The sequence below is a fragment of the Fusibacter sp. JL298sf-3 genome (assembly GCF_053842995.1).
This window is the reverse complement of the sequence record NZ_CM132608.1, coordinates 1,336,330-1,357,888: the sequence shown is the minus strand read 5'-3', so window position 1 is coordinate 1,357,888 and position 21,559 is coordinate 1,336,330. Positions and strand designations below refer to the sequence as shown.

Annotated in this window: 14 protein-coding genes, 1 riboswitch and 1 other annotated feature; of the genes, 11 read left to right on the top strand and 3 right to left on the bottom strand. The window is 45.5% G+C overall.

Going from position 1 to position 21,559, the window contains the following annotated elements; all coding sequences use genetic code 11:
- Positions 1 to 26: 26 nt before the first annotated feature.
- Positions 27 to 137: riboswitch (TPP riboswitch) on the bottom strand.
- A gap of 123 nt (positions 138 to 260) precedes the next feature.
- Positions 261 to 953 (bottom strand): GTP pyrophosphokinase, encoded by a 693-nt coding sequence (locus tag ACR6HW_RS06675; protein WP_455730370.1) that lies wholly within the window; start codon positions 951 to 953, stop codon positions 261 to 263.
- 150 nt (positions 954 to 1,103) lie between these two features.
- On the opposite strand from ACR6HW_RS06675, the gene ACR6HW_RS06670 reads away from it, so the two are divergent.
- Complete coding sequence (locus ACR6HW_RS06670; RefSeq protein WP_455730369.1) at positions 1,104 to 2,246, top strand: ribose-phosphate pyrophosphokinase; 1,143 nt, start codon at positions 1,104 to 1,106, stop codon at positions 2,244 to 2,246.
- Here ACR6HW_RS06670 and ACR6HW_RS06665 read toward each other — a convergent pair.
- Both ACR6HW_RS06665 and ACR6HW_RS06660 read right to left on the bottom strand, forming a co-directional pair.
- Positions 2,224 to 3,672, bottom strand: coding sequence for a SpoIIE family protein phosphatase (locus tag ACR6HW_RS06665; protein WP_455730368.1), 1,449 nt, complete (start codon positions 3,670 to 3,672; stop codon positions 2,224 to 2,226). The genes ACR6HW_RS06670 and ACR6HW_RS06665 overlap by 23 nt on opposite strands.
- 2 nt (positions 3,673 to 3,674) lie before the next feature.
- Complete coding sequence (locus tag ACR6HW_RS06660; RefSeq protein ID WP_455730367.1) at positions 3,675 to 4,292, bottom strand: flavin reductase family protein; 618 nt, start codon at positions 4,290 to 4,292, stop codon at positions 3,675 to 3,677.
- 114 nt (positions 4,293 to 4,406) lie between these two features.
- Between ACR6HW_RS06660 and ACR6HW_RS06655 the strand changes: the two genes are divergently transcribed.
- From ACR6HW_RS06655 to ACR6HW_RS06610, 10 genes are all read left to right on the top strand, one after another.
- On the top strand, positions 4,407 to 4,661 hold the full coding sequence (locus ACR6HW_RS06655; protein WP_455730366.1) for a YkuS family protein: 255 nt from the start codon (positions 4,407 to 4,409) through the stop codon (positions 4,659 to 4,661).
- Between the two features lie 169 nt (positions 4,662 to 4,830).
- Positions 4,831 to 5,033 (top strand) — a binding site (T-box leader).
- A 127-nt stretch (positions 5,034 to 5,160) separates the two neighbouring features.
- Positions 5,161 to 7,569 (top strand): leucine--tRNA ligase, encoded by a 2,409-nt coding sequence (gene leuS, locus ACR6HW_RS06650; protein ID WP_455730365.1) that lies wholly within the window; start codon positions 5,161 to 5,163, stop codon positions 7,567 to 7,569.
- 228 nt (positions 7,570 to 7,797) lie between these two features.
- Positions 7,798 to 9,090 carry an S-layer homology domain-containing protein gene (locus tag ACR6HW_RS06645; RefSeq protein WP_455730364.1) on the top strand — a complete coding sequence of 431 codons (1,293 nt, stop codon included), beginning with the start codon at positions 7,798 to 7,800 and terminating at the stop codon, positions 9,088 to 9,090.
- 21 nt (positions 9,091 to 9,111) lie between these two features.
- Positions 9,112 to 14,106 carry an Athe_2463 domain-containing protein gene (locus ACR6HW_RS06640; protein WP_455730363.1) on the top strand — a complete coding sequence of 1,665 codons (4,995 nt, stop codon included), beginning with the start codon at positions 9,112 to 9,114 and terminating at the stop codon, positions 14,104 to 14,106.
- Between the two features lie 181 nt (positions 14,107 to 14,287).
- Positions 14,288 to 17,299: an efflux RND transporter permease subunit gene (locus ACR6HW_RS06635; RefSeq protein ID WP_455730362.1), complete on the top strand. Its 3,012-nt coding sequence runs from the start codon at positions 14,288 to 14,290 to the stop codon at positions 17,297 to 17,299.
- Between the two features lie 172 nt (positions 17,300 to 17,471).
- Positions 17,472 to 18,374, top strand: a complete 903-nt coding sequence (locus tag ACR6HW_RS06630) for an ABC transporter ATP-binding protein (RefSeq protein ID WP_455730361.1) — start codon at positions 17,472 to 17,474, stop codon at positions 18,372 to 18,374.
- Complete coding sequence (locus ACR6HW_RS06625) at positions 18,374 to 19,117, top strand: ABC transporter permease (RefSeq protein ID WP_455730360.1); 744 nt, start codon at positions 18,374 to 18,376, stop codon at positions 19,115 to 19,117. Before ACR6HW_RS06630 ends, ACR6HW_RS06625 begins: the two co-directional genes overlap by 1 nt.
- Before the next feature lie 77 nt (positions 19,118 to 19,194).
- Positions 19,195 to 19,707, top strand: coding sequence for a ferritin-like domain-containing protein (locus tag ACR6HW_RS06620; protein ID WP_455730359.1), 513 nt, complete (start codon positions 19,195 to 19,197; stop codon positions 19,705 to 19,707).
- A 156-nt stretch (positions 19,708 to 19,863) separates the two neighbouring features.
- Positions 19,864 to 21,057 carry a YibE/F family protein gene (locus tag ACR6HW_RS06615; protein WP_455730358.1) on the top strand — a complete coding sequence of 398 codons (1,194 nt, stop codon included), beginning with the start codon at positions 19,864 to 19,866 and terminating at the stop codon, positions 21,055 to 21,057.
- Complete coding sequence (locus ACR6HW_RS06610) at positions 21,041 to 21,559, top strand: hypothetical protein (RefSeq protein ID WP_455730357.1); 519 nt, start codon at positions 21,041 to 21,043, stop codon at positions 21,557 to 21,559. Before ACR6HW_RS06615 ends, ACR6HW_RS06610 begins: the two co-directional genes overlap by 17 nt.

Genomic DNA, 21,559 nt, shown 5'->3' with positions numbered 1-21,559 from the left:
AAATAGGAACGCGTCTGCGACTGTATGGTAACGTCTATCAGCTTTCCTACGCCAGTATAATCTGGATCAGGTACGAAGGGTAAAGAAATGGGATTCTTTTCTCAGCTGTCCGTTTTACAGCACCCCTAGCAGTGACACTTTATGCTTTTCAATGACTTTCCGTCAAAGCTTTCACGAATAATCTAACACAGTTTGAGCGGAAAATCAACTCATTAAATTTTCTTAATTTTGATGCGAGATTTGGTTTAGAGAGGCTTTTTTTAGCTTTCCAGTTGCTTCACAAGTGGAGATAAATAAGGTTCTTCTTTGGCGATGACCTCTTTGCGCGCATCGAGTTTTTGAATTTCTTGTTTTAGGCGGTACATGCGGTTATCGAGCTCCGAAATCAAATCGGCACAGTGTTTTAACTCCGACTGCATATAGGGCGGCGCTTTTTTTTGGTAGCGGTAGTAGAGCTTGTGTTCGACACTGGCCCAAAAGTCCATGGCGATGGTGCGCAGTTGAATTTCGACGCGAACGGGTATGCACCCCTGACTCAGGTAGACGGGCACCTCTATGTGCACATGTAGACTTTTGTAGCCATTGGGTTTCGGCATTTTGATATAGTCTTTAATCTGTATAATTTTAATGTCCTTATGCGATTTAATCAATTCGAGAACACTGTAGATGTCCGCTTGAAAAGCACAGATAATGCGAATGCCCGCAATATCAAAAATATGTGCTTTGGCATTTTCAGGCGACGGGTCAAAGCCGAGCCGATCGAGCTTGTTAATGATTTTGTTTTGCTTTTTAATGCGGTACCGAATGTGTTCAATGGGGTTGTAGTCGTGGTTGTTTCGGAATTCCTCATCGAGTATGTTAAGGCGCGTCAACATCTCGTCTAAAGCAAATTTGTGGAGCATGAGCAATTCGCGCCAAGGTTTGGTATCTTCGCTTATGAGCGTTCTATACATGGTTGGACTCCTTCATCCGATTTACTTTTTCATACGGTATAGGCCTTAGATACCCAGCTCTATAGGGGGTTATTCACCGTTTGGCCGACTGCTTGTGGGGTATTTATAAATGTAGGCTGTTAATACAGTACGGAACAAGGAGGGCAAAAGATGCAGTACACACAGTATGAGAATCATTTACCACTTGGTGATCTCTGTATCATATGTATGGAAAATTGCATAGATATGGGGCGGAAAATCAACAGACACATAAAAGAAATGCGTTCCGGTCAGCTGGGGGTCCCCGATACCTTTCTATTGAGGAAGCAAGAAGTTCGATTTGCCAATGGCGAAGGTAAAATCTTTCTGAAAGAAACAGTGCGGGGCAAAGACGTCTATATTCTAACGGATATCGGCAACTACAGCATGACGTATACACTGTACGGCTATGAAAATCGAAAGAGCCCCGACGACCACGTTCAGGATTTGAAACGGGTTTTGTCTGCTATGGCGGGAAAAGCGCGCCGCATTACCATTCTCATGCCCTTGCTCTACGCTTCGAGACAGCATAGCCGAAAAGGGCGCGAGTCCTTAGACTGTTCAATGGCGCTTCAAGAACTTGAAAAATTAGGTGTGGACGACATCATTACATTTGACGCCCACGACCCGACAATTCAAAATGCCATACCGCTGATATCTTTTGAAAACGTGTACCCAACTTTTGACATTGTTAAATGCATGATAGAAAACGAGCCTGAAATTGCTGAAGGCGATGGCAATACCCTGATTGTCAGTCCCGACACTGGCGCCATGGACCGCGCGGTTTACTATTCCAGCGTTTTAGGATTTGACATCGGTCTTTTTTACAAGCGCAGAGACCATAGTCGGGTTGTAAAAGGCAAAAATCCCATTGTCCAACACGAATACATCGGTCGCGATGTCAAAGGCATGAATATCCTAATTGTCGACGATATGATTGCATCGGGAGAATCGGTGCTCGATATTGCAAAAGAATTGAAGCAACGCGAGGCCAACAAGATTTTTATCGCCACTTCTTTTGCACTGTTTACAGAGGGGACGGCTAAGTTTGACGATTATTATGAACGCGGTCTCTTCGACAAGGTCTACAGTACAAATCTAACCTATGTGCCCGAAAATACAAAAAGCCAACCTTGGTTTACAGAGGTCGACCTTTCATATTATATGGCGCGTATTGTAAATCGTTTAAATTACGATGTGTCCATTAGTGAAATATTGGATGCCAACAGGGGGATAAAGGACCTGGTGAGCTCTAGAAAGGCCCGTTTAGAATAATGTTTGCAGCGGTGACATCGTCGCCGGACGGGTTAAAAGCCTTAAAGACATTTTGAAGCGTTTTATCGCGAGAGCTGTCTTTGAGCACTGTACCGATGATGTCTACAGCTTCCTGATACGTCAACGCTTGGTTTTCGTAGAGCCCGTCTGTAAAGAAAAACAGTTGGGTGTATCGGGTGAGGCTGAAGGTATAAAGTTCGTAATGAAACCCGTAGACGACGCCTAGAAGCATGTTGTTTGACGGCAGCTTTTCAATGGTACCGTCACATGTTGAGGCGATGGTATCGTTGTGTCCGGCGTTGATTAATTTACCTGTTTTGGCTTTAAAGTCAAATGAGGCGAAAGTGCCGGTGACGAAGTGGCCACGGTCTTCTTGATCGTCGTTAAAGAGACACAAAAATCGGTTGATGGCATTGACTGAGGTCTCTAGGCTGTTAAACTGGATGTAGTCGGCAAACATTTGGATGACGGTTATCGCCACAAGTGCTGCGGATACGCCGTGCCCCATAACATCAATGAGAGCAAAGTGGTACTTATAGGCACTGGCTTTTTGGAAAAAGACGAAGTCGCCGCCGATTTCGTTGTGGTGCATCAATTCGTACTGCATCTGAATTTGGCTGTCTTTGTAATTCTTAGGCAACAAGGCGTCTACAACTTTACGCGCGAGTTTGACTTCTGAGGCGAGTTCGTCCAGAAGCAAGCGTTCGCGCGTTATATTTTTTCCGATTTTGAGGAAGCGATCGATTTCCCCGTGATGTGTCAAGATAGGCGAGATGGTCGCTTCTTCATAAAAGCGTTCCCCCGCCTTATTTTTATTGACAAAAATTCCGTCCCATACCTCCTTGTTGGTGATTTTCTGCCACAGATTTTTATAAAAGGCATCGTCGTGAAACCCACTCTTGATTACATTTGGAGAGCGCGTTATGAGTTCTTCTCGACGAAATCCCGAGAGTTTTTCAAAGTAGGGGTTGGCGTATTCAATATTGCCGGATTTGTCGGTAATGACGACGGAGTTTTCAGCGCTGTGAATCAGCTTGTCTAAAATGTCCTTTTCCGTTGCCATTTTTTTGCTTTTCACAAAGTTTTGAAAAAAAGCGAGCCAATCGAGGGCGGTGTAGCCGACTTTTAGCCAGTGGGTAATGCCGTGGTTGTAGAGATAGTCGTAGTAGGCGGCATCAGTGGTGGTATTTATGACGACGACGTTTTCGTAGTAAGTCAGAATTAGTAACAGCCGTTCGTCCCCAAGTGGAAGGTGCTTGGCGTCTACCACAAGCAAATCGTACTTACACGGTGGGTAGTCCCAATCCGCAATTTTGCGAAAAACAGGAGAACAAAGATGATTGTATCGTGCAATGATATCGGTTATTGTGCTGAAATCTGTCGAGTCCGCCAATACGTCGATAAACAGTTCAAATCGACTGAACATAATTATGGCCTCCTGTTAGGATGTGAGCCTCTATAGGGCTTTTTTTTCTTATTTTTCTTTTTGCGCTTGCGCACAGAGTAACCAAAAGTACCCAGTTGTTTGCCGAGTTCGTAATAGGCGCCGTGGCTGTACGCGATGAGTTCAGAATCTTCAAGGCGAAATTTTCCCGTGGCATCCATTAGACGCTCTTCTATCGTGACGCCTGCAACTTTTGCAAAAAACATGTCGTGAGAGCCGAGTGGTTTAACTTCTGTGACCTCACACTCTATACTGAGTGGTGATTCAGCGATAATGGGGACGTCGAGTGCTAAACCTTTAAGTGCTGTCAGCTGCATCTCTTTAAATTTGTCGACATCGCGTCCGGATTTAACCCCGCAGTAATCGGCGGCTTTTAAAAGTCTCTTAGTGGAGAGGTTAATGGCAAACTTGCCTGTGGCTTGTATCAGATCGTACGAGTAGCGTTCTTTTCTTACCGATATATAAGTCATAGCGGGATTGGTACAGAGTGTGCCCGTCCATGCAATGGTTATAATATTGGGGGCATCCAGTGTGCCGCAAGTAACGAGGGTAGCGGGAACGGGATAGACCATTGTCCCGGGTTTCCAAAGTGTTTTACTCATGAATACTCCTATTGTGTTTAGATTGAAACTATTATAACACAAAGCAGATGATAGATGTGAGCGTTTTCGGGTACATATCTTATAACAACTGTATCAAGAGAGGAGGCTTTGGAAATGAAAATTACCATTCAAACGGGACTTGGGGAGCTTGAAAGACAACTGGGGACTATGGGGTATGAACTGATACCTTATCGGGGTGGAAGCGCTCAAACAAAGGTCTGTATTATTAATAACGTCGACGAGACATACGAAGAAATCGATCCCGTGACGTTTATGGGGACGGGTGAAAACGAAGTGGTTTTGCTCGATGCCTCAAAATTATCCAGTGAGGATGTACTGAAGTTTGTTTCCAAGTATGCACCGCTCTAGTGTACTGTATCGTTCACAATAAAAAAACTGCTCATCTACGTCGTAACATCGCAACGTTAAAATTTCTCGACACAGTCCTGCAGGGGCGTTTTGAGATGCGACTAATGAGGCGGCACCTCAGATAGTGGTTGAAAAATGTTTGGAACTGTATTATAATGCTATAAAGTCATAGTGAGCAATGATGAGAAGTAGTAAATCGAAATGTTCTAAAGAGAGCCGTTGGAAGGTGTGAAACGGTAGACTTAACGATTGAACTCGTCTCAGAGCTCTGCAAGTGAACGGAGTAGCATGCAGCGGTTGGCGCCGTTATACGCCTTAAGAGGATTGCCTGGCAATCAATTAGAGTGGTACCGCGGATCTTTCGTCTCTAGCGAAAGGTCCTTTTTTGTACCCATTTTTTGCACGGTGCGCGCAAAGGGTGTTTAAATGGCGTTCTTTGTGCAAGTGGTGCATAGAGGCTGATGCCGAGGCATGAAATTCAAACAAAGGAGAGGGTCATATGGAGTACAATCCAAACGAAATTGAAAAGAAGTGGCAACGCATTTGGGAAGAAGAAGAGACGTTTAAAGCGGCTCAAGATTTTACGAAACCTAAGTATTACCCATTGGTGGAGTTTCCCTATCCGTCAGGGCAAGGGCTTCACGTCGGTCACCCAAGACCTTATACGGCACTGGATATAGTAGCGAGAAAACGTCGATTAGAAGGGTACAACGTCCTCTATACCATGGGGTGGGATGCCTTCGGTTTACCGACGGAAAACTACGCAATAAAAAATAAAATTCACCCGGCCATTGTAACGGAAAACAATGTCGCACGGTTTAAAGAACAGCTCAAGATTTTGGGACTTTCTTTTGATTGGTCGAGAGAAATCAACACCACCGATCCGAAGTACTTTAAGTGGACGCAGTGGATTTTCATCAAACTCTTTGAAAAGGGCCTCGCCTATAAAAAAGAGATGGACATCAACTGGTGTGTGTCCTGTAAAGTCGGTCTCGCAAATGAAGAAGTGGTGGGCGGCTGCTGTGAGCGCTGTGGTGGCGAAGTCGTCAAGCGTGCAAAATCGCAGTGGATGCTAAAGATTACCGAATATGCCGATCGTTTAATTGAAGACCTCGACGACCTCGATTACGTTGAGCGCGTCAAACAACAACAGAAAAACTGGATTGGGAAATCCGTGGGGATGGAAGTTGATTTCACCACGACAGTGGGCGAGAAACTCAGAGTCTTTACAACGCGCCCAGACACGATTTACGGCGCCACTTACATGGTGCTATCACCGGAACATCCGATTATTGAAGCCTATAAAGAGCGCGTAGAAAATTACGAAGCGCTCATGGCTTATCGCGAAGAGGCTAAGAAAAAGTCTGACTTCGAAAGAACTGAGCTCAACAAGGAAAAGTCCGGTGTTGAAATTCAAGGCATTCGAGCGGTAAATCCACTAACCGGACAAGAAATCCCCATTTGGATATCCGACTATGTATTAATGAGCTACGGAACCGGTGCAATTATGGCCGTTCCTGCACACGATACGAGAGACTGGGAGTTTGCAAAGAAATTTGATTTGCCGATTATCGAAGTTGTCGGCGGCGGTTGTGTTGATGAAGAGGCGTATACCGATATCGCAAGTGGTGTTCTCGTCAATTCTCCACTTATCGACGGTTTGAAGGTCGCAGAGGCAAAAGAAAAAATCTCTGATTACCTTGAGAGCAAGGGGCTCGGTGAGCGCAAAGTCAACTTTAAGTTGAGAGACTGGGTCTTTTCAAGACAGCGTTATTGGGGAGAACCTATTCCACTGGTCAGCTGTCCGACTTGTGGCTGGGTAGCGCTTAAAGAGTCTGATTTGCCATTGACCCTTCCCGAGGTAGACAGCTACGAGCCGACAGATAACGGCGAGTCGCCACTGGCCAAGATGACCGATTGGATTGAGACCACTTGTCCACACTGTGGCGGACCTGCGCATAGAGAAACGGACACCATGCCGCAGTGGGCGGGATCGAGCTGGTACTTTTTACGTTATTGCGACCCGTACAACAACGATGTGCTGGCGAGTTTAGAGGCACTTGAATACTGGATGCCTGTGGATTGGTACAACGGCGGCATGGAGCATACGACGCTTCACTTGCTGTACTCTCGATTCTGGCACAAATTCTTATACGATATCGGTGTGGTAACGACAAAAGAGCCGTATTTAAAGCGTACGTCTCACGGTATGATTCTCGGTGAAGGCGGCGAAAAAATGTCGAAATCGAGAGGCAACGTCATCAATCCAGATGAAATCGTCAACGATTTAGGTGCTGATACTCTCCGTCTTTATGAAATGTTTATCGGAGATTTTGAGAAGAGTGTCCCGTGGTCGGAAAACAGCGTAAAGGGCTGTCGACGATTTGTCGACAGAGTATGGGCTCTGATGCCGAATGTGGTCAAAGGCGACGCATACAGCCCTTCGCTTGAAACCGCCATTCACAAGACGATTAAGAAAGTCTCAGAAGACTACGAGACCTTAAAGTTCAACACGGCAATTGCTGCCATGATGAGTCTATTAAACGACTACAAAAAGCAGGAAACCTTGACGGCGGCGGATATGAAAACACTTTTGATATTGCTTAATCCCGTCGCGCCACACGTTACAGAAGAAATGTGGTCTTTGCTCGAGTTCGGCGGTATGATCAACGCACAAAAGTGGCCGGTATACGATGCGTCAAAAGTAGTAGACGACGTCATTGAGATGGCGGTACAAATCAACGGGAAAGTGAGAGCGACTATTTCTATCCCTGTTGATGCCACACAGGAACAAGCCCACGAGTTGGCGATGGCCGATGAAAAAATTAAGCAGTTCACAGAAGGCAAGACCATTGTGAAAGAGATTTTTGTCCCGGGTAGAATTTTCAACATTGTGGTTAAAGGCTAAGCATTTCTTTTAGTTTTATAGAGCCGTCTCTTCGTTTTGAAGGGGCGGTTTTTATGTGCGACAACCTTTTGAGTTCAAAGACTTAACAGGCAGTTGGGTGTACTAAAAGCGTCCCAAACGTTATACGAGGTACTTTTTAAGTGTGGAAAATTATAGAAGAATGCACTTGTAAAGATATGGAATAATCTGTATAATAGAAAGAAATACTGATAAAAGGAGCACTAACTTATGAAGAGGAAATTAAAAGGCTGGATTTTAGGGGCAGTGATGGTGTTACATATAGGAGCGGGAATTGCCGCTGGGGAGGCACAGGGGTACAGCGATTTACCCAATGACCACTGGGCATATGCCAACGTCATGGCGCTGACAGAGAAGGGCATTATCAAAGGCTATGATGACGGCAGTTTTAAACCGAAGAACCTCACGCGCATCGACGAGTTTATCGTTATGACGCTTAGGTCTGAAGGCTATGAACTCAACACCGATGGCGGCTGGTCTAAAGCGTACATCGAAAAAGCTAAAGAACTGAACCTCATTGGTGCTAGAGAATTTACCGACTACACCAAGCCGATTACACGTGAAGCGATGATTGCCATTGGCGTTAGAGCGGTGGGCCTCGAAGAAGAGCTGCCGTCGGACTACCTCGATGTATATGTTGAAAACGATGTGAAGGACTTTGATAAAATCGATGCGGCGTACAGCGACGAAGTTCTTGCTGGCTATCGCCTTGGCATCACCACGGGAACCGGTGGCAAGTTTTTGCCAAAGTCCAGTGCCACACGTGCAGAAGCCGCAGCGATTATCTCTAGACTGATGGACGATGCCATGAGAAAGCCGTATGAGAATAGGGCGGTGCAGTCGATGGAAGGTCGTTTTATGGAGAACTATGATCAGGAGGGAAACCTAGTAACTGATTTTAATCTAGAGATTACGGATACCTATGTGCGTAAGCTTACAGGAAAGTACAAGTTTTATGCACCGCTTTATAGAGAGGAACCTTTAAATGAGTTTGTAGAAATTTCCAAGCTGTTATTCAACATGTCTTTTAGAGAAAAAGGGTACATGAGTTTTGCAGCAGGTAACGGTGAAAAATCAAGTGTGAGTGTGCTTGCATATAAAACAAAGTCATATCATGATGATATGTATGAAAACCCTTCGTATTCGGCACTCGACAGAACTTTCTTATTTGCTGAACGCATGGACTTTGATTTTCGCGCAAACACCGAAGACCTCGAAAACAAGTACAGCCCTTATAATCTAATGCTTTGGAAACGCACTGAGCATATGGCGGGCTACAAAGATTACGAGGCGTTTTTTATGGATACTTATGGCGAACAAGTGAAAGCGCTTTTTGATTACTGGTTTGAAGACCAGTCCGACTACGCTTTTTCAAAGTACCTCAATGCCATGTCGCATAAGGGAGAAAATACAAGGTTTGGAGAAGTGATTAATGGTAGGTACTTTCATATGGGCATTACGTCAGGAAGTATTAATTTAACTGTATCTCTTAAACGATTTTAAAGATTAGTGGAGGCAATACACATGAAAAGAATTCTAGCAGCTGCACTTGCTCTTGTAATGGTTCTAGGTACCTTGCCAGCGTTTGCCTATGGCAACCCAAACCCAGACAAATACGACAACAGCGGTGATTATTTTAAAACAGACCCATACTACGATGTGTCATGGTTTGACTATAAGGAGAAAAAAGGCATTCCGTTGGAGCTGCCTTATGTGAACAAAGACGGCTTTTTCTTTAACAAGGAACTCTTTGACGATCTCGGTATCACGGTGTATGGCGATTATAAAGACGTGGCTGACAACGAGTTTAAGCCCGGCAGCATTATCTTTGCCCCCGATGGTGAAACACGTATTGGCGAGGATTTTAAAAGTGGCTACTATGAAAACAGTACTGGTGAATACCGCTACCACGGGTATGATTCCGTAGGCAATCGGTATGCCAACCGCGACTTTAGGCTAGATGCCGATTCGGGAACGCGGCCTGAACAAAAGCACTGGATTTACCGGATATGGGATAAAAAAAGTGTCTATCACTATTACTATAGCGAGGATTTAAAAGGGGTTGAACGAATCGCAGAAGCAAGTGATTACAATAAAGCGGCGACAATAGATTTAAACGATTCTATCGCCGAAGATAAAAAGCATCAAATCAAATCTACCCGCCAATGGATTAACGACACGCTGCCGTTTGAAATTAAAAAAGGGACGAACAGCGATAAGTCGCCTTACAACTACGCACATGTACAGACGCGGCCAACGACTTATAGAACAGGCGAAGCGCTTATGTTCCACGACCCGTATCCTGAGATTAGAACCGGACAAAATACCGGACTTTGGTACCAGGTCTTCAGCTTAGAAAAAGTGGCAAACAAAAGTTATATTCCTCACAAAGGTTTTATAGAAGTGGTACAAGGAGACGATGTTATCACCGAAGCGGAAATGGCGAAAAAAGCCAACATAACATTTGATGTTAAGCTTTCAGGTGTTCTCAACGATGTGCATCTATGGGATAACAAAAAAGGCGCCGAGTTTTCAGACGACGTGCTCAGGGGCGTTTACTACAACCGCGAAGATATTAAGCAGTGGAATTTTGAACTAAAGGACTCGATTACAGAGAAGACTTTGAAACAACAGGGAAAGAGGACAGCACCAAACATGGGGGGGACGGTGTTTGAAGTCGTTATGACGTATGACGATTACAGCAAATACATCACTGAAGAAGACCGTGAACTCAACCCTGTGTTTAACGGTATTGTGGAAATTGAGTATTACAATGGTGTTAAGAAGCGCGTGCCGGTGAGCACAGATGCCAATGTCAACGCACCTAAAGAACCTCAGATGGTTGTCGATGAGCCGGAATACATGCCGCCGAATCTCGATCCGCTGATTTTAGATATATCAGCACCTAATGAAATGCTCGATACCGAGCGGTTTGGCGTTATAGACAACACCGTGCTCTACGACGGCTTTACTAGAGAAGTCTACCTCAAAGGTAAAAAGCTCTCAGAGGCCGATGCAGATGCATTCCTGTCGGGTGATTACTTGTTTCCGCTGGAAGGCCGACATATCATTTACGATTATAAAATCGTCTACACGGCCAATTATGAAAATCACGACCCTATCGTCATCGACTATTACAACTACGTGTATGTGTACAGCACAAAGCCGGAGACCTTTGTTAAACCCGATGGCACCTTTAAAGAAAATAGAACCATCAAGTTTAAAGAAGCGTCTTCAGAACTTCATCCACAGTATGTGTTAGATCGCGCCAGTGTCGATACGGTTTACTTTGACACGGTTAATGTAAGTGGCGATAACAGCGTGATTAAATTCGCGGCTAAAACCGACAAGCTTCAGACGTTCATCGTAAAAGAGCCGGCAGAGATAGCATCGAAGTTAAAAGTAAAAATGAACGTTCGGCCGGATCTCATCCAGCGCAGCGACATTCCTGCGGATTATCACGAGGACGAAGCCGAGTACCACCGCTATGTGCTGGCTGATATAACGCCGGATATTGTAGCGAACATCTGGAACTGGACGCTGCCGAGAAATGAAGCGCTTGAATTCATTTATGAACCGGCCAGTCTTGATGAAGACATTTTATCTGTAAACACCTATAAAATCTACATCGATGAAGACGAAGACGGCATCCCTGAAAAGCTTCTTGAAGAAGGCAACTATGAAGACTACAAAAGTTATGTGCCGCCAAAACTCGGCGCTTATAAAATTGTCTTTTATGTGGAAGAAACCTTTGGACAGCCAACACTTGAGCAGTTTATTACAGAAGAGGATAAACGCACGGCAACTGTAGAAAGGCCGTTTTACGTGGCCAACCTTGCGCCGATGACGCGGCTTTATACGGATATTGAAATAGAGTTTCCAAAAGTCGATGTTACAGTGCTTACTGACGAATCGATTGAAAGAACGCTTAACGATTCGCTTGTAGAAAAGCGTGTGGACTGGATGAACACTTTTAGACAAACAGGGCTACACGCCAATGTATATCACTGGGACTTGCACACCTATGTCTATGAAAAGTACGTTGAGAAAGAAATCACAAAGAAGAATCAACAAACCCCACTGGAAAGTGAGTTCACCGTTGAGGGGTACTCAGGCGTGATTTCACGTGTGAATCAAGTAACGAATGAAGATAAATGGACAAGGAGATGGACAGAGTACATTCCTAAGTCAGACCCAGATTTCGTAACTGCAGGGGGCGGCGTAAACAGTTCTAGTGCCACTTATAAATCAGATGGGAAGAGATGGTGGTTGGAGTCGGGGTTTAGCTTCACCACTATGCCGGGTTCAATGTCATACAGTAGCGGCGGATACGAGGGGACGCTGACAAAGAAATCATCTTTATCCTGGGATGATGGGCCGCCATCTGGAACAGGTTCTCCTGGCGAGTACTATACGCGCACAAAAGGCTATGATTACTGGTATGAGGGCACTGTTGTCAGAAACTGGACAGAAACCATAAATCACTCCGAGGTCGTTACGGATTACTACTATACCGGCACCTACAAGGGCACACTATACAAATACGTCAAACAAGCGTATGCCGGAAAGTTTAGAATGGATTCTGATAAATACCTCGTTTATTTTGCAGACGATAAACTCAATAACCGCGCGGACATCGACGCCGTTATGGCCAGAGGGAAGAGCAAAGTGATTCTCGTGGGAAAACCTGCACTGAAGACTGCGTACCCGGGACACAAATACTTTGTAGACGGGTCGAAGCCGGTAGATGAAATCCTCGGCGAAATCACCGATATTATTGCAGAAGAAAATGCCTTTTTAAACGCACAGCTGCTGCTCGTCGGCGAACCCTTTAAACTGATGCACACAGACTTTGACGACGAGAAAGACCCCATAGACGTCTACGGCTTTAAATACGTGCACGAGGCGGATTATTATGATAACCCAATGGGGCAAGAGCCGGGGACCGGCAAAGATGCAGAAACAGCGCCTTTTACAGACGCCGTTAAAAAGTCCTTTAGCAAGACGGGCAAATACACCGTCATACGTCAGATAAAAGATACACCTGAAGAACAGCCAGAGTATACGGAGGATTCAAACCTCGAAAAGATGTTCATTTACGTGCACCGCAAGCCTATTGCCAAGTTTGAACTAGACTGGGTTTACGATTCTACAAAACAACATTACAAAACCACGTGGGTGGATTTATCTTATGACCGAGACCATGAACACAGCGACGCACAGAAAGGGATTAGAGACCGCCGCATTCGCTACAGGAAGACAGATGGCGACAATCAGTGGATTTACACGATTCCAGATGAACTCGCCGCAGGCAGTTACGAAGTCATTTATATTGTCAAAGACATTGAAGGGGTGTGGTCGGACGAAGCCCGTATGACCTTTACACTTCAGAACGAACCGCCGATGCGGTTGTGGGCAAAACTCAGAAGTGATTTTCCACTCAGCGGTGTACCGGCAAGTGAGGCCGTCACCGTATACGACATGGTAACGCGTTATCATAGAGGCCATCAGGTGTCGTTGACACTGATGAACAGCCGAAATGAGAAGGTGCGTGACATGGCGTTATTTTTAGACAATGACATGACAAAATATAACATAAGAGGCGATAAATACAACTGGGTACCTTTTGAAGAACACTTGTCGGCAACCCTTCCAGATGGCCCCTACAGCGTTAAGGTAACGGCAAAGTCCAAAGCGGCACCGTATGTCTCAGAGACTGTCATTTTACCGTTTACAGTGAACACACCGGTGTTCGTGGAAGGGACGGTTCCCGTATTGACCACAGGCGACCCGGGGGTACTAAAGGCGCGTACCGGAAAGTATTCCAGTGCAACATCGGTGGTATGCTTTAAGGGGACACCTTACGAGCGTCGTTATCCGATGACGCTGGAAAGCGTTCTACCGTCAGGTGATCAGGTCTGGCGCGTAGAAGTGACGCCGACGCCGTCGATGCCGGCGGATCTTTATACCTATGTGTTTACAACGGAGACGCCAAGTGGTAAGACGGCGCAGGACGTGGTGTACGAGCGGGTCGAACAACTGAAAATCACATCGTTTGACGTCAGCGGTTACTGGAACCACTGGCGCGGTCAAAAGGATATGTTCGGCAAGCAGATGAGCGTGGAACCGCATCGATTTTTAAGTCTTGAGAAGGTGGTGTTTACAGCTGAGGTCATCGGGAATCCGGATCGAGTGACGCTTCGGCTGTCGTCTCCGCTGGAGGCCATGCACTATATAAACCCTCAGGGCCAGCGGTATGCGTATGAGGAGATGGTGGGGTATCGCGTGGATTTCCCGCTTGAGATGACACACGAGGGCGAAGGGCGTTACAAAGCGACGTATATTCTTCCGCTGGCAGACCATACGGTGAGCTGGGAAGACAGGCGAGCGGGAGCGCCGTATTACGCTGTGGTGTATGCAGAAAAGGGCGCCGTAAAGAAAGAAGCGCGTATTGAAGACATCGACATCACGGGAAATATCTACGACCAAGTGTATGTTCAGCCTAAGACAGAAGAGTAGACCGATTTACTCGGTTTGTCAACAAAGTCATAAAAGGGGTGCACCGCAGAGCGGACACCCCCTTATACATAAAAACATATGGTAGCGTTTGTACAACCAGATGACCTATTTTAATTTACTTTTGACGCGGCTTCACATAAAATAAAGGGTATAAAAGAAGAAAAGATAAGGAGGCGCACAGATGAAGAATTGGATTGAAATGGCTATAAAAGAGCGCAAGGTCACTTTTGTTATGGCACTTTTCGTGTTGTTTTTTGGCATCTACGCGTACTATTTTTTGCCGAAACAAGAAAATCCCGATACTTCGAGTCCTGCAGCGCAGATTGTGACACCTTTCCCAGGTGCTGCAGCTGAGGAAGTTGAAGCATTGCTAACGCAGAAAGTCGAAGAGGCCTTGAGCAATCTAGACGGTATCTCATATATGACTTCGTACTCAAACCCCAACAGTTCTGTGGTTCTTATAACCCTCGACTACGATGTGGATTACGAAGAACAATGGTCGCGCGCGCGGACGCTTCTCGAAGACCTCAAGCCCGAATTGCCCCCCGGTGTAATGGATTTTCAGATCGATACGGATCTGACAACTTCTAGCGGTGCCGTTTTATCGGTAACAGCTGAGGAGGGGGATTTAGAAGGGTATGCACAGCAATTGGCCAATGCCATCAAGGGTGTGGAAGGCGTTAAGAGTGCAACGGTAGAGGGAGAGGCGCAAACGCGGTATACGGTGACGTTACAAAGTCGAAAGATGGACGACGTCCCGCTGACTTATGCGCAGATTGCAGACCTTATCAAGGCGCAAAATACCATGATTCCCGCAGGTGATGTTCAAGGGGAGAGCGGTCGCCTGTCTGTCGTCAGCGAAAGGGGACTCAAAGACCTTGAAAGTTTAAAAGCACTTAAAGTATTTACCAACCCTCAGACGGGAGAAGTGGTTACACTTGCAGATATTGCCACTGTCGAGCAAGAAGGCAAAAAGAAGCAGTTATATAAAGAGGGGGAAAGCGAAGCTGTTCTAGTCAATGTCTTTTTTGAGGACAACGAAAATATCGTTTTATCCGGAGATGCCATCAAAAATAAAATAGAAGCCTTTGAATCAGATTATCAAGGGGTTGCCGTGAGTTCGGTGGTATTTCAGCCCGACGCTGTCAGCGAAGCGACAAATGGCTTCATGATGAATCTTCTTCAAGGCGTTGGGTTTGTCGTCCTCGTCGTTCTCTTGGGGATGGGGCTTAGAAATGCCGTCGTGGTTAGTGTGAGCATTCCGCTTTCAATTGCGGCTACAGTAGCGGTAATGAGTTTGCTCGGTATCGATTTACAGCAGATGTCCATTTCGGCATTGATTATTGCGCTGGGCATACTGGTGGACAACTCTATTGTTATTAGCGATGCCATTCAGGAAAAACTCAATCACTCGAAACCTGTTTACTCGGCGTGTTATCAAGGTGCAAGAGAGAGCAGTATCCCAGTTCTGACCTCCACTTTGACGACGGTTGCTGCGTTTGCACCACTTATGGCATTGCCCGGAGAAGCCGGTGAGTTCGCCAAGTCGTTGCCGCAAGTGGTGATCATAGCACTGATTGCCTCTTACCTCGTAGCGATGTTTGTTACGCCGGCACTTGCCAGCGTGTTTTTTAAGAAAAAACGTTTGCCGATACAAGTGAAAACCAGCAGAACGCGACGGGGATTCGAGGTCTTGTTAATCAACGCCATTAAGCGTAAAAAAACGGCTTTTGTATTTATCGTCCTCATCGTCGCCGCATCGGTTTACGGCGCAATGCAACTGGAAATTTCACTGTTCCCATATGCGGATAAGGACCTTGTCTACATCGACGTGTTCAGTGAAGCGGGGAGTACACTGGCCACTACCGGTGCACTTATGGATGAAATGCGACTGATCATCGACGAAACTGACAGTGTCGATGCCGTGTATCAGTCGGTTGGCGGGAGCTTTCCAAAATTTTATTTGACTGTGGGGGTTCGGCCGCCTTCAGAAGACTACGGACAGTTTATACTAAAAGTGGATAGCTCGCAGTTTAAGAGCGGTGAAACCCTTGAAACGATGGCTTTTAAACTTCAAGAAACTTTAGATGAACGTCTGCCGAGGGGTCGCTATTCAGTGAATTTACTTGAAATCAACCAACCGGGCCCGGCAGTAGATGTGCGCCTTTCGGGGACTGACAGAGCAGCTCTCGATGATGCGGCTCAAAAAATTGAAGCCTATCTCAAACAGGATACGCGTACAGTAAGGGTTACAAGTGACCGCGTGGAAACTGCGCCCCAAATTGAAGTGGTTTATAATTCAAAAAAACTCAAAGATAGTCAGCTGGTTTTATACGATGTGCAAAACAATTTAAACATCGCTTTGAGTGGGAGAACGGTAACAGAGATTTACAAAGGTGCTGATGTGTACCCTGTCGTTGTCGATAGCGATATTCAGACAGAGAGGGGCCTTGGGTATATGAAGCTTGCCACGGATGCCACAGGAGAAAGCATCCGACTGGCTGATGTGGCGACTCTAGAAACCAAAGAGGCCTATCAACAAATCAAACGGCATAATGAAAAGCCTGCGGTATTTGTCAGTACCGATGTAATGCCGTCGGCATCTGCAACGAGCTTACAGAAAGATGTCGAAGCGTATGTGGAGACTTTAGGACTCGACGGTCGCGTATCTGTGGAATACGGTGGAGACAAGGAAATTGTCGACCGATATGTAAAAGACCTATTCGGTGCGGCTGCACTGGCTTTGATTATTATTTATTTGATTCTCTTAATTCAGTTCAACTCTTTTAAAGTACCGTTTATAATCTTGGCCACTGTACCGCTTTCAGTGGTTGGTTCAGTCGGCCTGTTGCTGTTGCTCGATATGCACATTACGTTTACGGTAGGCCTTGGCGTCGCAAGTTTAATCGGAATCGTCGTCAACAACGCCATTCTTTTAATGGATTATTTTAAGCAGAAACAGCATCAGGAGGCGTCGCTTGAAACCCTTTGTGTAACGGCAATGAATCGACGATTTAGGCCGATTATGCTCAGCAGTATGACCACCATTATCGGATTGGTGCCGTTGGCACTTTCCGGGAGTTCCTTTTTCACCCCAATGGCGGTGGCGCTAATGGGCGGACTGATGGTGTCTACTTTGCTCACGCTTATTGTGATCCCTTTGATCTACCATACGTTTTCAAAAACGATTTAACAACAATTGACACGTTGGTAGCGCATTGTCCACTTCAACATTCACGAAAAGTCTTACGGCTTAACTTTTGTTGTTTAATTAAATTTTAAGGGGGCTTTAATGCAAAGCCCCCTTAAAATTGCTACAATTGAATGACATACAACGTTAAGTGCTATACAAGGAGGTTATTCTTTTGATATTAGAAACGCGTAATTTAACCAAACGGTATCGTGGCGTGCCCGTTGTCGACAGCGTCGACCTTCATATTGAAAAAGGCGATGTATTTGGTTTCTTAGGACCAAACGGCGCAGGGAAAACAACCACCATTCGGATGATTCTCGGTCTGATAAAGCCTTCCGGTGGCGAGGTGTTTATCGACGATATCAGTGTTCAAAAAGAGTTTGCAAAAGCCATTAAGAACATTGCGGGAATCGTTGAAACCCCTAAGTTTTATGAAGATTTGACAGCATATCAAAACCTCAAGCTGCTCAAAAATTTTCATAAAGAGATTCCCAAGGCGCGTATTGAAGAAGTGCTGGAACTCGTAACGCTGAAACACGCCGCCCATCAAAAGTTCAAGACATTTTCACTGGGGATGAAGCAGAGGCTGGGCCTTGCTGCGGCGCTTTTAAACAAGCCGAAGATTATCATATTGGACGAACCGACCAATGGTCTCGACCCTAAAGGTGTGGTTGCCATTCGGAACATTATTATGAAGCTCGTTGAGAAAGAGTCGATTACAGTATTGATTTCCAGCCACATACTTCATGAAGTAGAGCTCATGTGCAACAAAGTGGCCATTATTTCAAAAGGCAAGTTGATTGCCTCTGGTTTAACCCGAGAAATGCTCAACAATCAAAATCAAGTGACTTTTACAGTGGACGACGGTGACAAGGCACAACACGCGTTGTCACATTATGAAGGCGCTGTTGTCAGCTATGAAGAAAACCAGTTGTTGCTCAACGAGGCATGTCTTGCATCACATGAGGCCAATAGCCTCTTGGTGAAGGCCGGTGTCAAAGTCAGTGGCATTGTACCGTCTAACAAAACCTTGGAGGAGTATTTTATGGAGACTGTAGATGGGAGGCGAGTTTAGTGGGAACAATTGTAAAAAATGAATTCTACAAGATTTTTAGGCAGAAGAAGCTCTATGTGTTTATTGTCTTAACACTGTTGCTTCAAGGTGCCGCAACTTATATTTCAGTGCGAGAGGGCATAGGTGTTGAGGCACCGGTTTTCTTTAATATACTCCTCTCTGCGGTCAACACATTTGTTATTATTTTCGGCATACTGTTTGTGTCACAGACTGTGACGGAAGATATGAAGGCTGGGACGATTAAAATGTCGGTGATACAACCGCTGAATAGAGCTTCAGTTATTTTAGGGAAGATGCTGTTTATCGCCTTAACTGTCCTCTTAATGTACTCTATTGCCTATGTGTCCGGTTTGATTTTTGCTTCAATCGGCATGGGATTTGTCGGTATGACGGCAATGTTGTCTGTTTTTAAAGCGACGATGTTGACCGTTCTCGTCATTAACTCGTTTCTATCTTTGGTGACGTTTCTGGGGTTGGTTTTCAACATACCGACACTGGTAACCACACTGGGGATTGTCATTTCAGTGTTTGCAAGCGGCGCTGTGACAATGATGGTGTTTTTAAAGGTATTGCCGCCGGATGCGCAATACTTTTTCGTGACGGAATACTACACCTTGTTTTTCAGTAGCCTGCCGGCAGTTTCCGGCTTTTGGTGGCGCGCCGCTGTGGCCATTTCTGCACCGATTGCCGTCTTTGTGCCGCTGAATGTCTATTTGTTCAAGAAAAAAGAAATTCATTTTTAAATGCGTTTCAGTTCTCTCATTTCGGGTAAACGTATAAATGGCGATTTTTAACCTATGAGATGAGGAGGCGTGTGTTTATGGGCAAAAAAGCAGTTGAAATTTTAAAACTCGATGTTGAAAAATTGATTCAAATGTTAAATGAGGCACTTGCAGAAGAATGGCTTGCGTATTATCAATACTGGATTGGCGCACGAATGATTGAAGGGCCCATGCGCAGTGAAATCGAGCCGGAACTCCTGCTTCACGCCAACGAAGAGCTGGCTCACGCAGAGTTGGTTGTCAACCGTATTATTCAATTAGGTGGCACGCCGGTGCTCAATCCCGCCGATTGGACACAATACGCCAAATGCGACTACGAGGCGCCGACAGATCCCTATATTGAAGAGGTGTTGAAGCAGAATCTCAAAGGCGAGCGGTGTGCCATAAGCCGATACGAAGAAATCGCGGATTTCACTAACGGCAAAGACCATGCGACCTATCAAATGGCCGTTGGCATTTTAAACGATGAGCTCGAACACGAGCACGACATTGAAGATTTTCTCGCAGATATAGACCGCATGAAAGAAGAACTTAAGAAAGTGCGCCTGTAGGCGACAGTAGGGTGGCGTTTAGCCACCCTTTTTTTACGGGGCGTTCCAGCGTCAAATTTTGTGTGAAAGGCATCTAAAATGGGTATGCAAAATCAGATGAGGTTTGATATAATGTAGTGAAGTTTGTGACACTATTAATTTCAGAAAGGATAACTTATGCAGCAAGTCAAACAAAAGAGGGAAGTCCCTTTATACATTTATTTGGTGACCATCGTCTTGTCCCTTGTGTTTATATTTTTAGGCAACAAGTACACCTCAGAAGGTTTTCATACACTGCAGGAACAAGGGTACCAAGATGTGGCGAAAGTCCGTGTTACGCAGTTGACTGAAATAGTTGAAGATGAAGTTGAAACAAGTGGGACCGAAGGGTTTCACACCAAAGTTATTCGATTTCAGGCAGAGGTGTTGAGTGGCGAGCTCAAAGGACAAATGCTTGAAGGCGAACAGAGTTTTAACAGTTATATGAAGCTTTCACCTAAAGAGGTAGAGGTCGGCGATAAAATTCTCATGTACAAAATTTTAGACCCTAATGTAGATGAGGCTTCTGTCTGGGTTTACGGCGAATACGTTCGCGCCGATGCAATGATCGTTCTAGGGATAATATTCCTCATATCACTGCTTATTTTTGGCGGTATAAAAGGCTTCCAAACCATCGTGTCGCTGACGTTTACTATCTTGGCTATTTTTGGCGTCTTTGTTCCGGCGGTATTGACCGGTCGAAACATTTACTTTTGGGCGATTGTCATTTGTCTGTTTACCACAGTTATGAGTCTCGTGTTGATTAGCGGTATCAATAAAAAGACACTGGCGGCGATTACAGGCTGTATGGGTGGTCTGTTGGTTTCAGGGGGCATCATCCTCGTTATGGATATTTTTTTGAAGTTGACAGGTGTCGTGAACGACGAATCCGTTTACCTCATCATGTTAAATCCTGAAAATCCAATTGATCTCAAGGCGATGTTCTTCGGCGCTATGCTCATTGGTGCTATGGGGGCTATTATGGATGTCTCTATGTCGATTGCGTCTTCAATGAGTGAGCTCCATGAAAAGGCACCTGATGAGAGTTTTATGAAGCGTGTTCAATCGGGCATGCGCATCGGGAAAGACATTATGGGCACTATGGCCAATACACTGGTTCTCGCATATATCGGCGGCTCACTTTCCATCGTTCTTTTGCTCATTACGTACAACGCCAACCTGTTGGACATTTTCAATCGAGAGATGGTTATTATAGAAGTTCTACAGGCGCTTTCAGGCAGCTTCGGAATCCTATTTTCGATTCCTATAACGACGTTTGTGAGCAGTACGCTTTACACAAAAGGGGTTCGTAAAAATGAGACAGCCGCTTAAAACGAAAGAGCTCGCAGAAATCGCGATGATTGTTGCGGCAATTGTCGCCGGTGGCTATGTGATTTACCTCATTATGGGGCAAGTGCCGTTGCCGGGGGTTAAATATACGGCGATGGCCCCTTATCTGGCCTTGATGGTGGCTTTTATTAAACAGCATTTTAAGAGACGGTACATCGTATTGACGGTAAACACCGTCTTTGCCCTTATTATGGGGTTGGTGAATCTTTATATGGGACTTGCCATAGTCAGTGTCGGTCTGTTGACGACACTGGTCGAGGTCGTCTCAGACGGCTCTCGCTGGCGCGTCCAGATCGCCGGCGCTGCTTACGGTGCTTTTTGCGTCGGTGTCTCGTTGGCGGTTTCAAAGTATTTAATTGGATCGGCACTTTTTGAGAAGCTCACGCCTCAATACATGGGGGCGCTGGTGGCCATTGCCGCCGCACTAGGTGTTGTCGGTGCCTATGCCGGTATTTGGCTCGATCGACGAATCAATAGGAGATGA

What these genes read in the sequence shown, in the direction of transcription:
- ACR6HW_RS06620 (WP_455730359.1), top strand. Translation starts at nt 19,195, where the DNA reads ATGGGCAAAAAAGCAGTTGAAATTTTAAAACTCGATGTTGAAAAATTG.
- ACR6HW_RS06615 (WP_455730358.1), top strand. Translation starts at nt 19,864, where the DNA reads ATGCAGCAAGTCAAACAAAAGAGGGAAGTCCCTTTATACATTTATTTG.
- ACR6HW_RS06655 (WP_455730366.1), top strand. Translation starts at nt 4,407, where the DNA reads ATGAAAATTACCATTCAAACGGGACTTGGGGAGCTTGAAAGACAACTG.
- ACR6HW_RS06665 (WP_455730368.1), bottom strand. Translation starts at nt 3,672, where the DNA reads ATGTTCAGTCGATTTGAACTGTTTATCGACGTATTGGCGGACTCGACA.
- ACR6HW_RS06670 (WP_455730369.1), top strand. Translation starts at nt 1,104, where the DNA reads ATGCAGTACACACAGTATGAGAATCATTTACCACTTGGTGATCTCTGT.
- ACR6HW_RS06645 (WP_455730364.1), top strand. Translation starts at nt 7,798, where the DNA reads ATGAAGAGGAAATTAAAAGGCTGGATTTTAGGGGCAGTGATGGTGTTA.
- leuS (WP_455730365.1), top strand. Translation starts at nt 5,161, where the DNA reads ATGGAGTACAATCCAAACGAAATTGAAAAGAAGTGGCAACGCATTTGG.
- ACR6HW_RS06675 (WP_455730370.1), bottom strand. Translation starts at nt 953, where the DNA reads ATGTATAGAACGCTCATAAGCGAAGATACCAAACCTTGGCGCGAATTG.
- ACR6HW_RS06640 (WP_455730363.1), top strand. Translation starts at nt 9,112, where the DNA reads ATGAAAAGAATTCTAGCAGCTGCACTTGCTCTTGTAATGGTTCTAGGT.
- ACR6HW_RS06635 (WP_455730362.1), top strand. Translation starts at nt 14,288, where the DNA reads ATGAAGAATTGGATTGAAATGGCTATAAAAGAGCGCAAGGTCACTTTT.
- ACR6HW_RS06660 (WP_455730367.1), bottom strand. Translation starts at nt 4,292, where the DNA reads ATGAGTAAAACACTTTGGAAACCCGGGACAATGGTCTATCCCGTTCCC.
- ACR6HW_RS06610 (WP_455730357.1), top strand. Translation starts at nt 21,041, where the DNA reads ATGAGACAGCCGCTTAAAACGAAAGAGCTCGCAGAAATCGCGATGATT.